The following is a 14,973-nucleotide window of genomic DNA, read 5'->3' as shown; positions in this document are numbered from 1 at the left end:
ACAGAGTTCACTTCTCAGCAATTTAGACCTCCATTATAGTGGCTGCCGGCATGCCGACACCGATCAATAAGATAACTCATACGGCTTCGGTTTAGGGCTGATGGCAAGACGCTCCGGACTTCAGCACCGCTTTCACGACGGTACCCGCAGCAACAGCTTGCAAGGCGCAGTTGACATCGGCAAGATCGAAGAGAGTGACAAGTCTTGCCAGCGGAAACGCAGCGCCGAGCCGCGGAAGCATGTCTAGGTAACGCACGAGATGTTCGCCGCTAAATGCCCATGAGCCGACCAGATCGAGCTGCCGGCGCACGATCCGGTGCGGGTTGAAATCGGTGTTGCCGCTATCTGTGTACTGACCTACGACTAGATAGCCCCCCGCGGCGGGCGAGATTCACGCCCTGAGAGACTGCGTCGGGGGCACCGGTACATTCAATGACCAAATCCGCGCCTTTGAAGTTGGGCGTGTAGCTCATGATCTCAGAGAGCGCAGCGTCGATCGGCCGACCGAAGATGTCGACACATACATCCGCAATGCCACACTCTGAGGCCAACTGCAACCGGCTCGCCGGTGCACCTACTAGAATGAGCTGCCTCGCTCCGGCGAGCTTGGCCATGGCCGCCGCTGCAAGACCGACAGGACCGGCACCTTGGACGATCACGGTCTCACCTAGCTGGACCGGACGCCGCTGAAACGCGTGCACCATCGTCGGTCCAGCGCAGGCCAGAGCCATGGCCAATATCTTATCGATTCCCTCAGGGATCTTGACGATCGTCGTGCCGCTCTGGAGGCAGATAAAATCCGCCCAAGCGCCCGAAAGCGGCTCGTCCGTGGCGGTGTTCCGATTGACGCCATAGATTTTTCTATGGTCGCACAACGTCGGCTCCCTCTCGATGGAACAGGCTTCGCAGTGGCCGCAACTGATCGAGGATGCCCACATCACGATGTCGCCTGACTTGATCTGAGTGCCTTTCGCGTCCGTGTTAAGGGATGGATGGAGCCGGTTGATCCTGCCCAATCCCTCATGGCCGAGCACCACGGGGGGGATCGGCAGGCGCCCTTTTTGCAGATGGAGATCGGTGCCGCAGATGCCGCCATAGAGGATCTCAATGATGGCCCCGTTTAGGGGCGGTGCGGGCACCTCGAAGGTCTCTATCGCGACGTCCTACCGATTTCCTTCAGGACGGCCGCGCGACTCTTAATATTAGACATCAGGTGAACTCCTGGACTAAAGGTCTGTCGTCGACCACCAGCGGAGGTGTAACAGGTCGAATAATATACTCCGAACGGGGCTTCTTCCTTTTCGGCGCGTTGTCGACATCATTGTAGGTGACAATCAGCAGGCGAAGCGGGAACGGCGACATGTTGATCGAAGAGCCGTGGATCACTTTGGAATTGAAGAAGATGACGCTCCCCGCCGAGCCCTTCGGGCTAACCATTTTATGATCTTTTATAAGCCTCTCCATATCACCGATTGCGGGAGAATAGGCGAGTGGATCGACATGCGCCGTTTCTTTTGCTGCCGTCGAGATCGATCGGAGCGCTGAAATCTACGTGGGAGCCAGGAATGAAGATGAGTGGACCGTTGAACTCTGTCAGGTCATCGAGGCATAGCGCAACGTTGACCTGGTTTGGCTTCGGCAACTGGTCGACCGTGTGCCAGACGGAGAAATCGTAATGCCAAAACCCAAGACTCGCCTCCTAAAGGCGGCTTCGAATTTATCTTGAACTGATAAAGATAAAGATCGTAGTCGACAAGTTGCTTTGCGCATCCAAGAAATCTTTCGCCTTTGGTCAGAAGATCAAATTCAGACTGACGAAGATGGGATGCATATATTGCGCGGATTCTAGTACCGTCAGACTCCCTTATCACAAAGGGTCCCTCGTTCTGACAGTCGCGGGCATATGCCGCCCGCAGTACCTCCACTTCGTCAGCCGAGAACATGTCCAGGACTTCGAGAAATCCGTTTCTATGTTAAGTCTCTATCTGATCACGTGCGAGCGGCTTTTTGTTGGCCCTCCGAGTCAATTTGACGGTGGTGGAATTAGAGCACGCTGGCGAAAACACTGGAGCTACCGAGCTTGATAGTTGAAGGATTCGTCGCGCTCAGGCCGACAACTGAAGAAGGCTTAGCCCGGCCCGCGACTGAGATTTGCAGATCAGCAACAGGCCGGACCCCATACATATTGATGACCGGATCACAGATTATTTCGATAAGCTGACGACCATCCGGCGACGCCAATTGCTCTGCTCACCCGATTCGTTCCAGTAGTTGGTGAGAACGTGCGCTACATGGTGCAAGCCCACCCCTGAAAGCCTTGCAATCAGATAGTCGTGCACGGCATCGCCTTCATTCTCACCCTGACGGCGGCTGCGGGCGTCGGGGCGCTTCGACAATCCCGCCAAGATGGCCTCTCGCCGCTCGTTTCATCCGATCATTCGATCGTGTTACTTCGATTCCGGCGACGGCCTCATCAAAGCCGGCAACACCTTGGCAAGCGGGCTTTGATCAAGGGAGCATTGACCTGTCACGTACAAGCTGGCGTCAACCTCAGCTTGCGTCCGTAGCGAGAGCTTTCCTCCGGCTGTTCGTGTGACATTGGCTAATGTCAAGGTCAGGCTCTGCGCTCGCTATCGGCGAAAATCCAAGGTAATCGTCACCAATGCCATCGCACGCGATATTGGTTTTCCTATTGACGATCACTCGTCAGTTACAACTTTAACAGCGGCTGTGTGAAAGAGCGATCCTCGGCTAATCAGTGCTCAGGCTAGGAGGCAGTGCACGGTCGTGAATGCTCGTGGCCTGCTACGAACCGAGTTACTCACACGCCGCCGGCTGGGGGATGGCGCGTGCGAGGAGGCGACAATCGAACGGGCGAGCTGTTCAGCTACGTCGACTTGGAGGCGCGCCGGTGTAGCGTGAACATCCGCAGCGAGGGATGCGGACGATTGTGAACGAGAGGCTGTCAGAGCCGTAGCGCGAGTTTGACGCGCTCTACTCGCTGATCGGGCAGTCGCCGATGCCGCGATGCTGCTGGAGCGATGCTGTTGCAGGCGTTTTATTCGATCCCCTCGGAAACAGCTTTTGATAAAGCGCCTCGAATATAACAGCCATTTCGCCAGCTCGTCGGAATAGGCCTCGACCGCGGCTTGGAACTTTAGGTGCTCTCGAAGAACCGCGACCGGCCGCTGGGTGGTACCGCGGCGAAGTTCCTGGCGACGGTGCTGGCGCAATCTAGGGAAGGCATTCTGTGATTACTTCTGGATCGACGGCACGCTGAGCCTCTGATGAAGAGCGTCAAGAAGGACAGCTCCGGCGAGCCGTCGATTCGAGGCCACAGCCGCAATGCGGTGCGGACTCTTCTGTAGGCAGAAAAGCTCCAATGACACCCACGCGCGGGTTCAGGACGCCATGTACCGCAAAAGGCAACGAGACGAAGCTGTGCTTCCCTCATTGGACACGGGCTGACGGACAGCCGCCAGGGCCTAGTGGTCTGGCGATCTTTACATCTTCCGGGGGCGCCGCGGCGATTTGAGTGAATTGGGCATTCCCTTTATGCCGGCCTTAACGGCGGGAAGTTCATCTGACCCTCGACGTCAGCCGGTGCGGTGTCGATCTGGGCGGGGCAAATGGCCAATAGGCCGAGGACATCGACTGGGAAACTCCACAACTAATTTGGCGACCGCAGAGCGCTGGGTCCCATCGCGTCCAATCTGTGACTCACTGCGTTGGATGAATGCTAATCGCGACACTGCTTCGGATGACGTTGAGGCCTTGAAAGAGGCTTTAGCAGTGGCGCCCGCCAAGGGCTTGAGATCACCACATCAGATCTATGGGCGAGGGTCGGAACATCCGGCGCAGCAGTTGGCGTTGGCACTAAGAGCAGGAAGCCGACGCTACCGAGGACGAACTTGCAGGCCGTGGCCAAAACGACGGCGGTGCGTAGATTCACCCGCAAGCGGCGCCCCCCAAACGTCCCTCGAGCACCTGCCGCGGGAGCGCGTGGTTATCGAGCCGCCGACGGCATTGTGAATGCTGTGGCAGCAATGGCCTGCGCAAGCTCGGCGAGGACGTAACCCAGACGCTGGGAAGTCGTGCCGCGTCAGCGGAAACTGATCGAGACGGTCCGGGAGAAATCTACCTGCCGCGACTGCGAGAAAATCAGCCAGGCGCCGGCGCCGTTCCATGCCCCGGGGATGGGGATGGGCCGGTCCCAGCCTGTTGGCCATGATCATGTTCGAGAACTTCGGCCAACATCAGCCCTTACACCGGCAAGCCGAGCGCCTACGGGTACACCAGTTCTATTTAGCGGGCCAGCCAGTACCGATCCGGGAGGCGCCATATTGGGCCATGCGCGGCGGCGCCCATTCTTCGCCATGGCCGACATTGAGGAGAAAGCGCGGCGCGAGGCCGGCGGCCAAAAGGAGATCCCGCTCTCGCCGAACGCGGCGAAGTCGTGTGGCGGATCGAGCACTGTTCGATCGAAGGCTCCATCAATGGCAGGAGCCCCCGAAGGACATCTTGGAGGTGCGACAGACACTGACCTGCCTCTGATCGAGGACCTTCAGGTCTATATGCGGGAGCAGTTCGTCAAGCTCTCCCGTGGGCACGACCTAGCCAAGGCGTTCAACTACATCCTGAAGCGATGGGCGAGCGTCACGCTGTTATTGAAAAACGGACACGTCTATCTCTCGAACGATGCCGCCGAGCGAGGATTAAGCAGTATAGCTCTCAGGCGAAAAGACTGGGGGTTCTGCGGCTCTGACCGCGGTGGGCGGCGCGCGGCTTCCATGGATAGCTTGACCAAAAATGAGCGGGTTGATCCGCAAGCATGGCTCACGGATATCCTTGCATCGCCGCCACCCAGCTCATCGGCTGAACGAGCTGCTGCTTTGGAACTTCCGGGATCAGCAATCTCTGCTCGAGCGGCATGACTACGCAGGTCAACAAGGTCCATCACGTCACCACCATCAGCCAGGTGGCAAAGGACCTCGGCGAAACGGAGACCGGCTCCGCGAGATCGCCTTCGGGATGGGAATCGAAGACGGCGTGATCTGGGTCTCTGTCGTCAGCGAAGACGGTGTACAGGCGTTCGTCGACTTCGGCATCGAAAACCTGATTGCGGTCATCAAGCTTAGAAAGAGAACCCTGAACTGCTCAGGCGGTGACCCTGCGGCCCACGCCGAATGGATACTCCGGAATCGCGTCGCGGTCATGTGAGGCACCGAATCACAGATCCGCGCAAGTCGGCTTTCGCAGGAGCGATACAATGGAATATTTCGGCTGCTGTTTTGAACAACTCATCGGCAAGCCTGGCAGCATTTAGCGACATGCGAACCTTGTTGGAGATGTGGGCGGCCATTAGCGCCCTCATTCCTATCTAGGTTGGTAGCTGCCCAAAAGTGAGAACTAATGGTCTAGTTCGTTGAATCTGGGCAACCAATCTAGCTGCCTGTAGCGTTGTGCAGATCAGAGCTGGGCGCGCTCAGCGATTCGGCCTTGCCTGCTCGACTTAGTGGTCGGATCATCTGGAGTATGGCCAGATCAAAATGGAGCATGAAATGCAAGAGCGGAGCGCTGTCTCAGATGGTGGCCTCAGTGCTGTACACTTTCGGAACACTGCCTATGTAGTCAATGAGAGCAGGCCCCACTTCGATGCAGCCCACGCGGCGGGTCTCATGGGTGTCCCGGCACGCTCGACGGCGGGACGCGCCTTTCTTCTGGGCGCTGGGCCGATTGAGAACCGACCGGAGTTGATTGATTTCGTGCGGTGCTCTTATCTAGGCTTGGACAACCATCCCCTGATTATTGCCGGCGCGATTGATGCGATGGAAGAACATGGTTCGTTGCACTGGTCGTGCGCACGAACGCGACTCAATTTCGATTTTCTGGCAGAGCTTGAAGCAACCCTATCGGAGATGTTCTCCGCACGCGTGCTCGCCTTTTCCACTGTCATGCTCGCCAATCTAGGAGCCATGCCTATTCTTGCCTCGGGCCTATTGACGGGAGGAAGGAAGCCGGTCGTCGTGTTTGATCGTATCGCGCACGCCTCGCTCGCCTATCACAAGCCGGTAGTCGCTGACGAAACGCGAGTGGAAACAATTGCTCACAACGATATCGACGCTCTCGAACGCCTGTGCCGTGAACATCCCGTTGTGGCCTATGTATGCGATGGTGTCTACTCGATGGGAGGGAATTCGCCTATCAGGGAACTGCGTCAGCTCCAGGAACGTTATGGTCTCTTTCTCTATATCGATGATGCTCATGGCATATCGTTGTTCGGACGCCAAGGCGAAGGATTTGCTCGCTCTCAGTTTCCGCATGTGCTGGGTGATCGCACGATAATAGCAGCCTCGCTGGCCAAGGGATTCGGCGCATCGGGCGGTATGTTGATGCTCGGAACGACTGACCAAGAGGCTTTATTTCGGCGCCACTCCATTCCTTATGCGTTTTCGGTGGCTCCCAATCTGGCGGCGGTTGGCGCGGCGCTTGGCTCTTGCAAGATTCACCGCTCGCCCGAACTTGGCGAACGGCAAAGGGCGCTGGCGCAACGGATCGAGGCCTTTGACCATCGGGTGGCAACCCCTGAGCAAGGCAGTACTCTTCCGATTAGGATGATCACCATCGGATGCGAGGCCAACGCGATCGCAGTAGCAAGGCAGCTTCTCAACGCCGGCTTCTATACTTCGGTGACGTTCTTCCCGACCGTTGCGCGACGAAAGGCGGGGATTCGCGTGTGTATTACGGCTGATCACGAAATCCGGGACATAGAGCGGCTGTGCCACTGCATCTTGGAAAGTACGCGGTCGGCGTAGGCTGCAGCCGAATGGGTTATTCAGAAGATCATCGCTTGAACGGATGCGAGTGCGCCAGTAAAACTGAGGAAGGATAGTCGATGACGCCGACAAAGGATATCGCGGCCGCAATCACCCGGATCGTTTAGGGTCTGGATTCGGTAGGTCCGCCGCCTCACCGCTTGCATCCATCGCGAGATGAAGCGTCGTGCGTCTGTCGAGCCCGTCATCTCCACGTCAGGCCGATCAACGCATAGACCGCAACTCTTAAGGGGCGCTCGGCGAACGCATCAAACGCCGTCCTTGCGCACCACCGGAGATTCGCGTTTTCGTAATAAAGCAGGGCTGGATAGTATGTTTTTCCCAAAACGCGCAGATTGGCGCTCGCCGACGCGCGCCGATCATCCCTTCAAAGGCATCGCGCTGATCCTGCTGTCGACGATTTTTCTGGGCACTTCCGAAGTCACCGCGAAATATCTCTCGGCGACGCTACCCTCAATCGAGATCACTTGGATGCGCTTCGTGGTGTTTGCGTTAATGATGCTGCCGGCCATGCTGCCGGGCACGCCGCTCTTTGCGCTGAAGACCGAACGGCTGACGATGCAATTGCTTCGTGGTTCCGCGCTGCTCAGCTCCGCGCTGTTATTCATTTCGGGTCTCGGTTACCTTCCGGTGGCCGTCGCTTCCGCTGCCAGCTTCGTCTCGCCGCTGCTCGTCACCGCACTCTCGATCATCTTTTTGTCTGAAGCAGTCGGCGTGAGCCGTTGGCTAGCAACCGCGTTCGGTCTGGTCGGCGTGCTGATCATTCTGCGGCCAGGCACCAGCGCTTTTGGCGCGGCGGCGCTCTTTCCGATCGGTTCTGCCCTGTGTTTGGCGTTCACGCTGATCACCACACGGCTGATGAGCGGGCGCGAGCACCTGCTAACTACCATGGCCTATTCGTCGCTGGCGGGCGTCTCTATTACGACTGCACTCGTTCCCATAGTCTGGGTAACACCCAGCTGCAGCGATATTTTGCTCGGAGTCCTTGCCGGAGTCACCTGGACCGCGGGCCAATGTATCCTCGTTCTCGCCTGCCTGTACGCCGAGGCGTCCGTCCTAGCACAGTTCTCTTATACGCAGCTGGCGTGGGTCAGTTTTCTCGGCTTTCTCGTTTTCGGCGAAGTACCCGATATTTGGACCATCACCGGCGCCGCCTGCATCGTCGGAAGCGGGCTTTATACGGCGCGTCGCGAGCGTGTCCGTCGCTCGCAGGTGCTGGCGACAGCGGCCCAGCCGCCATCGAACGTGTGAACCGCTAACTTGCACCGACAACCGACGGCTTGCGCCAGAACTATCAATACCCAAAAAGCGGTCTATGCACGCACAGCTTGTATTGATTGGAGCGAGTTGAGTTGAACGCGCGACCACCGACACAGGCTGATAATCAACTATGCGCACTGATCACACTGATGCACCGCGGGACGTCGACCATGAGGGCCTCGCGGGCGGCAGGCGGCCCACAACATGGCCAAGTACTCGGCTACGCATGGTCTCGTGGTATTTAGACCTGCAGCGCCTACGGGAAGGAGGCCATGCCGACGCGGTCCCGGTCGGATCACTGGAAGGAGCTGATCGTCGCGCAGCACGCCTACGAGGCGGGACTTTAGAAATTCTTGTCAGGTGCTAGCTATGAGGACTATCCGAGGTGCCTATGACAGCGGCGTTAGCGCCCGCCAGGAGTCTGTCAAGCCAGCAGCCTCCGCCGTCTTTCTCTCCGAGAGCTGCAACCTAGGTAGCCGCTTTTTGGTGAACGCTCTCTCGTCCGCGATGACCCGGCGGCTCGACCAGCTTCGGCTGACCGGGTCGAGCCGAACCGCCGTTTGGCAGGCGCGAAGGGGCTGCTACCTCGGCCGCTATACGCATCGCGATCGCCAAAGTCGGCGATACATGACTTACCGACTGACGCTGTCCCCGAGACCGCGGCGGCCAAGGCGGGTTCTCAAAAGCAAGTGCCTATCGGATCGAGGGCCGTTCGCACCTGCCATCGCAGAAGGCACCGAGGCGCCGGCGACGGTCTGATCCGCTCGCGCCTTATTGGGTGCCGAGATCATCCGGTCCTGAAGGGCTGCACCCGGCATCCTCGTGATCGGCGTGCTGGACGAGCTGCGCCGACGGCATTCCGATCTCAAGGCGAACATCCGACGCACATTGGAGCGGCGCATCAACGCCTCACGGCCTCTCAACGGCCCCGAACAGGACGTGATCTTCAGCCAGGAGCACGAGCCCGCTGTGTGAGTCTATCCGACTTCAGCGACGCAAGCGCGCTCAGGATTACCATCGCGGGTGAAACACTCGATCACCGGCTCTATCACTTCGGGCTGGCGTTCTCCGGCTTCGAGCATGCGCATACCTGCTTGGTGGTGAAAGCTTCGTCGCTCTGGCCTAGGGCTTGCAGAGAGTCCAACTTCGGGAAACTCCGGTCGGATTGTCTGCACCATTACGCGTAAATCGGCTTATTGACGCCGTGCAAGGCGAAGTTCACGAGGCTTAGCACGTCAAACACTGGTTTACCCGTTTTTCGCTGAACTGCCGCGGCAAATGGCGGCAAATTGTGGCACTCGAAGACAAACGCCTTGATGTCCGGGAAGTGCTCCAGCAGGCGTTGCGCGGCATGCGCGACACAGTCCTCCACCCTTTCCAGGTTTAGTTCACCTCTTCCATTCAAGTAATAATCAGCGAACGCCCCGTCGCGTTGCAGTCCAAGTATTGCTGTGGGTACATCGTCGGAAACACCTGCCAACTCCAAATAAGTCTTTGTGAGCGCTTCATCATTTGCGGTAATTATGCCTACGCGGCCCTTCACCAGACGGTGAACGAGTGGAATCTGCAGCAGTGAGGAGGCGACAAACGGAACCCGCAGTTGCGCCGCTATTGCATTTTGCAGCGGGATAAGAAATCCGCAAGTAGTCGTGACAATATTGGCACCCTGCTCTTGCAGTCTCAAGGCGCCCTCCAAATATGGGCCTAGCAGAGCGGAATTCGGTACGGAACGAACCACGTCGCCAGCAGCTAAACCGCGCGCAACGTGTAGAATGATCCGGCAAGGATAGGAGGCTGCGCTGCCAATATCGCCCGCGGGGCGGTGAAAAGACGCCTCAGACAGTAAAATGACGCCGATCGTGGTCATAGAGTTACTCTTCGCTATTTCAGACAAGTTTCAACCCCATGCTAAACTCGATGACATGCTCGATTTCGCGCTCTGTGTACTGCGTTGACGGGGCCCAAGATCCCAGCAAGCTTCCTCATGTGAACCAAAGTCCGAAACTCATGCGATTGGTAGTGTGACAAAAGCGCTGCGTGCGCAAGCCATTGGTATACTCATCATCGCGGTTTCGGCGACGGCTAGGGGGTGATCTCCCACTCAAGCAGAATTCTTGCGGCGAACCCAGCCGGGGCGCCAATACCAATTTCGGAGACGTCAAGACCGGATCGGAATTGCTGAAGCGTTCTGAATGGCGGAATTGGCATAAAGGTTCTTGCTCTACGAAGACGCCTGGGCCTCGCCAAGGTGTGCCAATGCCGTTGATCTGAACCAGGATCGGTAGCGCGTTGAAGTGGCTGCGCAACGCGGTGCAGGCCGGGCGCTTTGGTCAAGACAGTCTCCTCAGGGTCGATAGGACAGCTGCCGACCGCCTTCTCGAATGCTCCGACCGACTTCCCAGCACAAAGGGCGGAACAAGCAAGTTTAAGCGTTGCCGTGCCGCTGACACGCCCCGATATCGCCGTTGGGGTTTTCTTCACGATATTGATCGGGCATCGAGCGCGGGTTCTCGCTCTTCAATCGGACGGTTGTGCCGCGTCCACGACCCCGCTGATAAGGTTCTCTCCCATCAGGCGCTGAGCCAAGCTCCCGCGTCGCTTCGAAATCGCTGAATAATAGCGGGCGGCAGCGACAGCCTTGGTTTTGGTCCGTTCGATCGCTTGTTCCGGCGAAAGCGACACGAAGGCAACCTTGTCCCGAGCGCGAAGCTGCGCGAAACCGTCCAGATCGACATCGAGGACCGTTGCGATTTTGGGATAGCCGCCAGTCGTCTGATGGTCGGCCAACAGAATTGTGGGAACGCCGTCGCCCGACACCTGCACAGCCCCGCGCAAAATGGCTGCGGATGGCATATCGAGTCGCCCGATCGGCGCGCTCGGCTTCCCACTGAGTCGTACGCCCATGCGATCGTAAGCGTCGCTTAGCGCATAGGACTCGGAGAGAAGGGCCTCGATGCTTTCGACCGGAAAAAAGCGGTCCTGGGCCCGAGAACAACATGGAGCTCGGCTTTCGGCCGCGTTGTCACCGGACAAGGGATCTCGCCCTCGCGATCTTCTAGTCGAACCGCCCCTGTTATAGTAAGACGCTGACCCGATTTCAGGCGTCCTCCTCCGAAGCCTGACAGCGCATGCGTCGACACGCTGCCTAGCCACTCTGGCACCTCGAGCCGCCCGGCGAACGTCAAATAACTCCAGCTTCCCCCTGGGCCCGGGCGGACCGAGAGCCGCTCACCAGCGCGGATGGTCGCAATTGTCCAGGAGCTGGTCTTCGCCGAACCATGCTCAACGATGAAGCCGCCGCCCGCGATCGCGAATGTAACGATCCCAGATAGACATTCCAGTACGAGCCCTCCCATCGAAACCTCGATGGCTGGCGTATCGACCTCGTTTCCAAGCGCTATGTGGGCGGCGGCAAAGGAGGAGCGATCCATCGGTCCTGACATCGGCACGCCGAAGCGCATGAAGCGGCGCCGCCCCGTATCCTGGATCGAGACATGGGGACCGACAGATACCACGGAAAGCACCGCCTCGCTCATAGTGGCGCCCCTTCTAACGCGGCACGCGAAATGCGCCGAAACTGCACCCTGTCGCCGACGTCAAAAAGGAATGGCCGATCGCGCGCCTCGACGTCTAGGATTCGAGTTGGAGAACGTCCGATCATCCACCACCCCGTTGGCATCTTCAGCGTCGTGACCAGGCATTGCGGCCCGGCGATCAACACGCTGCCCGCGGGAATGTCGCGGACCGCGGCCTGCTTGCGTGGGACCTGGATAACCTCTGGAACGCCAGCGAGATAGGCGTAACCAGGCGCGAAGCCATACATGAAGACCCTGTACTCGCCCGACAAATGGGCTTCGACGACCTGCTCCGGCGTCAGGCCGCTCGCCTCGGCGACGCGCTCTAGATCGGGGGCGAGGTCGGCATCGTAGCAAACGTCCACTTCGCGCAGGACACCCGGCTGGCAGCGCGCTGGGGCGCGTGCTAGCAGCGCGGCAACCTCCTCCCTCACGGTACGATGATCGGTTGCTATCGGATTGAAACAAACGAGCAGGCTCGCATAAGCTGGGACCGCCTCGACGAAGCCCTCGAAGGGAGCGCTGGCCAAAGCCGCATCTAACAGCAAAACCCTGTCGTGGATCGCTTTGTCGATCGCTTCGCCGAACTCGACGAGAACAGCGCGCTCGGCAACCGGCCGATAACGCGGAAATGCGTCGGTCAGAATTGGTCGGGTTGGCTTCAAAGCTGGACCGTGCCTTCGATGAAGATGAAGTCGCCCTCGACCGCACCGAGACGCTGCGTTTTCGTCTGCGAATAGTCTGGACTGTCCCGGAACGCCTTCGGCCTATTGGAGCTATCGAACTCGAAGAGCATGGTGCTCGCCTTCGGCTAGACTTCACGAGAGCGATGTCTGGCTTGACGACCAGCCTAGCGTTGAGCAAGTCGTCGGCCGCCAAGGCCCGCCCCACATCCGTGGTCCAGATTCCCGCTGCTAAACCGTAGGGACTGTCATTAGCAATGGCGAAGGCCTCCTCCTCGTTCTCGAAGGGAATGACCGACAATATGGGACCGAACACCTCCTCACGTGCGATGCGCATCCGATTGCTCACGCCCGTGAAGATGCTGGGCTCCACGAACCAACCATTCTCGAGGTCGGCACGTTCTGGCTTGCCGCCGCCCAGTACGCATTGAGCCCCCTCGCTACGCGCTACCTCAAGATAGCCCAGCACCTTCTCGCGCTGCGCCTGAGTCGTGATCGGCCCCACCTGCGTCTCGGGTAGCGCCGGATCTCCCATGCGTGCGGTTTTGGCAAGCTTGACCACTCCTTCAACGACGCGATCATGAATACTACGTTGGACCAGCAGCCGCGAACCGGCAATGCAGGTCTGCCCACTCGCTGCGAAGATGCCCGAGATCGCACCGTTCACGGCACTCTCTATGTTGGCATCGTCAAAAACGATGTTGGCCGATTTGCCGCCCAGTTCCAGTGTGACGGTCTTAAGTCTTTCGGCCGCCGCGCGATAGACGGCCAAGCCACCAGGTTCGCCGCCTGTGAATGCGATCTTTGCGACATCCGGGTGGGACACAAGCGGTACGCCGACCTCTATCGGCAGGCCGGTCACGGTATTGACGACGCCCGCCGGGAACCCAGCGCGGGCAAACAGTTTCATGAATTCCAGCGTCGAGGCGGAGGTGTGCTCAGATGGTTTGATCACCACCGTATTGCCAGCGGCCAGCAATGGCGCGAGCTTCCACGTCAGGAGCATCAGCGGGGAGTTCCACGGCACGATCGCAGCGATCACACCGATGGATTCGCGCCGGGTGAAGGCGAACATGCCCGGCTTGTCGATTGACAAGACGGCGCCTTCAATCTTGTCGGCCAATCCGCCAAAATAGCGATACCATTCGGGGATATAGCGCAGTTGCGCAGCCATCTCAGAGATCAGCTTGCCGTTGTCTTGCGTTTCGATCGCAGCCAAGCTCTCGGCGTTTTCGGCGATGAGATCGGCGAGGCGCACGAGCAGTTTGCCTCGGGCCGATGGCGTCAGACCCGCCCAATCCCTTGACCGAAACGCCGCCTTCGCAGCGGAAACAGCCGCATCGACTTCCGCTATTCCGTCACCGGGATCAGCGCCCATGGCTTTCCAGTAAATGGATCGTAGGATTCCAGGGTCGCGGATACGGGTTGCAAGCGCCCTGCGACGGTGTTCTCGAAGCCGATCAGTACGCTCATCCGAGCCTTAGCAATTAGCCAGCCCGAGATGCCGGCGGAAACGATTCTTCACATACGTCGCGTCGCGCGGGGGCAGCGATCTGGGTAAGTTCTCCGCAGCGATTTTAAGCACGAAGAGCCGCGGCCCTTTGGCGGGTTCCCGCAGGCGTTGGCAGAGGTCATCGACCTCCTCCAGCCTGCGCAATTCTCCCACTTCTGAAAAGCCGCAGGCTCTCGCCACCTTGTCAAACGCAATGCCGCGGCCCGTGTGACTTGATTGCATGCCCGTCTCGCCGAAATGCTGATTGTCGAGCACAATGACATCGAGGTTCTTTGGACGGGCCACGGCGACTGTCGCCAGCGCACCGAAGGCCATGAGCTGCTCACCGTCACCGGTAATGACCATCACCCGCTTGTTTGGCTGAGCCTGGGCGAGACCAAGACCGACGAGCGCGGCACCACCCATCGCACCCCAAAGGTAATAATTGTCCTCTCGATCTGCTAGGCATGAACGTCATAGCTTGGCGAGCCGAGGCCAGCGACCACCAATGCACCGTCACGGGCATCGAGCAGCTTCTTCACCGCAATGCGGCGATCTATGCCCCGAATGTCATCGGACTTACCACTTCTTTTTGCCGAGGAGGCGTTGTCCGATCAAGACGGCGATCTGTTGGTCAGCCTCGAAGGCCATCGTGGCGGCCTGGGCCACAGTTTCGATCAGATCGGAACTGGTTTCGGCGCGAAAAACCGTAACGCCAATCGCAACGAGCGCAGCTTGCGTTGCCTGCCCCATTGGAATCTGCCAGGGATTGAACTCGGCCCATTCGCCGCGCATTGTCACCAGCATCATCAACGGAAATCGTGCCTGGACCGGAAGCGAGAGCATATTGATACAATTTCCCACGCCCGAAGATTGCATCAACAAGACGCTGCGTTTGCCACCAAGCCAAGAGCCTGCGGCAATGGCAATACCCTCTTCCTCCGTTGTCAGCACGTTTGTGACCACATCCCGATCGGCACCGAACAACTTGATCAATGTCGAGTGCCCGGCATCGGGCACGTAGGACATCACACCAACGCTAGCCGCTTTCAGCGTGTCGTAGAGCTCAGCTGGCCAATCAACGGATAAGTCTCGCGCCTTCGAGAGCGTTGGCAAAGGGGTGAGTT

12 protein-coding genes and 5 pseudogenes are annotated in these 14,973 nt (G+C 58.7%); 6 read left to right on the top strand and 11 right to left on the bottom strand.

Translation table 11 applies throughout. The features are described 5' to 3' along the window. Positions 1–341 precede the first annotated feature (341 nt). The 4 genes and pseudogenes from GGD67_RS39925 to GGD67_RS13885 all read right to left on the bottom strand — a co-directional run bounded on the left by GGD67_RS39925 (position 342) and on the right by GGD67_RS13885 (position 2,405). Positions 342–1,139 (bottom strand): alcohol dehydrogenase catalytic domain-containing protein, encoded by a 798-nt coding sequence (locus GGD67_RS39925; protein ID WP_179733503.1) that lies wholly within the window; start codon positions 1,137–1,139, stop codon positions 342–344. A gap of 70 nt (positions 1,140–1,209) precedes the next feature. Next, positions 1,210–1,437 carry a hypothetical protein gene (locus tag GGD67_RS13895; RefSeq protein WP_179733501.1) on the bottom strand — a complete coding sequence of 76 codons (228 nt, stop codon included), beginning with the start codon at positions 1,435–1,437 and terminating at the stop codon, positions 1,210–1,212. Positions 1,438–1,465: 28 nt separating this feature from the next. Continuing rightward, positions 1,466–1,669: pseudogene (locus GGD67_RS40120) on the bottom strand (phytanoyl-CoA dioxygenase family protein); the annotation flags it as partial. Positions 1,670–2,204: 535 nt separating this feature from the next. Next, on the bottom strand, positions 2,205–2,405 hold the full coding sequence (locus GGD67_RS13885; protein ID WP_179733496.1) for a hypothetical protein: 201 nt from the start codon (positions 2,403–2,405) through the stop codon (positions 2,205–2,207). Between the two features lie 1,426 nt (positions 2,406–3,831). On the opposite strand from GGD67_RS13885, the pseudogene GGD67_RS13880 reads away from it, so the two are divergent. The 6 genes and pseudogenes from GGD67_RS13880 to GGD67_RS13860 form a co-directional block, all read left to right on the top strand. Next, a pseudogene (locus GGD67_RS13880) lies at positions 3,832–4,934 on the top strand (transposase); the annotation flags it as partial. Further along, positions 4,931–5,053 carry a hypothetical protein gene (locus GGD67_RS39720; RefSeq protein ID WP_283814112.1) on the top strand — a complete coding sequence of 41 codons (123 nt, stop codon included), beginning with the start codon at positions 4,931–4,933 and terminating at the stop codon, positions 5,051–5,053. The pseudogene GGD67_RS13880 and the gene GGD67_RS39720, both read left to right, overlap by 4 nt. Further along, a complete protein-coding gene (locus GGD67_RS39305; protein WP_246790783.1) occupies positions 5,032–5,220 on the top strand; it encodes a hypothetical protein in 189 nt (62 codons plus the stop codon). The genes GGD67_RS39720 and GGD67_RS39305 overlap by 22 nt, the downstream gene beginning before the upstream one ends. A gap of 329 nt (positions 5,221–5,549) precedes the next feature. Beyond that, on the top strand, positions 5,550–6,815 hold the full coding sequence (locus GGD67_RS13870) for an aminotransferase class I/II-fold pyridoxal phosphate-dependent enzyme (protein ID WP_409411351.1): 1,266 nt from the start codon (positions 5,550–5,552) through the stop codon (positions 6,813–6,815). Between the two features lie 333 nt (positions 6,816–7,148). Continuing rightward, on the top strand, positions 7,149–8,087 hold the full coding sequence (locus tag GGD67_RS13865; RefSeq protein ID WP_179733492.1) for a DMT family transporter: 939 nt from the start codon (positions 7,149–7,151) through the stop codon (positions 8,085–8,087). Between the two features lie 831 nt (positions 8,088–8,918). Beyond that, a complete protein-coding gene (locus tag GGD67_RS13860; RefSeq protein ID WP_179733490.1) occupies positions 8,919–9,071 on the top strand; it encodes a hypothetical protein in 153 nt (50 codons plus the stop codon). Between the two features lie 202 nt (positions 9,072–9,273). Here the strand turns inward: GGD67_RS13860 and GGD67_RS13855 are convergent, their stop codons facing one another. From GGD67_RS13855 to GGD67_RS13825, 7 genes and pseudogenes are all read right to left on the bottom strand, one after another. Next, positions 9,274–9,963: a hypothetical protein gene (locus GGD67_RS13855; protein ID WP_179733488.1), complete on the bottom strand. Its 690-nt coding sequence runs from the start codon at positions 9,961–9,963 to the stop codon at positions 9,274–9,276. Positions 9,964–10,613: 650 nt separating this feature from the next. Continuing rightward, a pseudogene (locus tag GGD67_RS13850) lies at positions 10,614–11,527 on the bottom strand (biotin-dependent carboxyltransferase family protein). Positions 11,528–11,628: 101 nt separating this feature from the next. Next, positions 11,629–12,315: an allophanate hydrolase subunit 1 gene (locus GGD67_RS13845; protein ID WP_179733854.1), complete on the bottom strand. Its 687-nt coding sequence runs from the start codon at positions 12,313–12,315 to the stop codon at positions 11,629–11,631. Positions 12,316–12,332: 17 nt separating this feature from the next. Then, positions 12,333–12,467, bottom strand: coding sequence for a DUF1330 domain-containing protein (locus GGD67_RS13840; protein WP_179733486.1), 135 nt, complete (start codon positions 12,465–12,467; stop codon positions 12,333–12,335). A gap of 47 nt (positions 12,468–12,514) precedes the next feature. Next, a pseudogene (locus tag GGD67_RS13835) lies at positions 12,515–13,827 on the bottom strand (aldehyde dehydrogenase); the annotation flags it as partial. Positions 13,828–13,834: 7 nt separating this feature from the next. Further along, positions 13,835–14,415: pseudogene (locus tag GGD67_RS13830) on the bottom strand (thiamine pyrophosphate-dependent enzyme). A 10-nt stretch (positions 14,416–14,425) separates the two neighbouring features. Further along, a complete protein-coding gene (locus tag GGD67_RS13825; protein WP_179733852.1) occupies positions 14,426–14,962 on the bottom strand; it encodes a thiamine pyrophosphate-binding protein in 537 nt (178 codons plus the stop codon). Positions 14,963–14,973: the final 11 nt, after the last annotated feature.

The organism is Bradyrhizobium sp. IAR9, from assembly GCF_013408065.1.
Lineage (GTDB): Bacteria > Pseudomonadota > Alphaproteobacteria > Rhizobiales > Xanthobacteraceae > Bradyrhizobium.
Note: the sequence above shows the minus strand (reverse complement) of the source record. Positions and strands in the feature narration are given on the sequence as shown.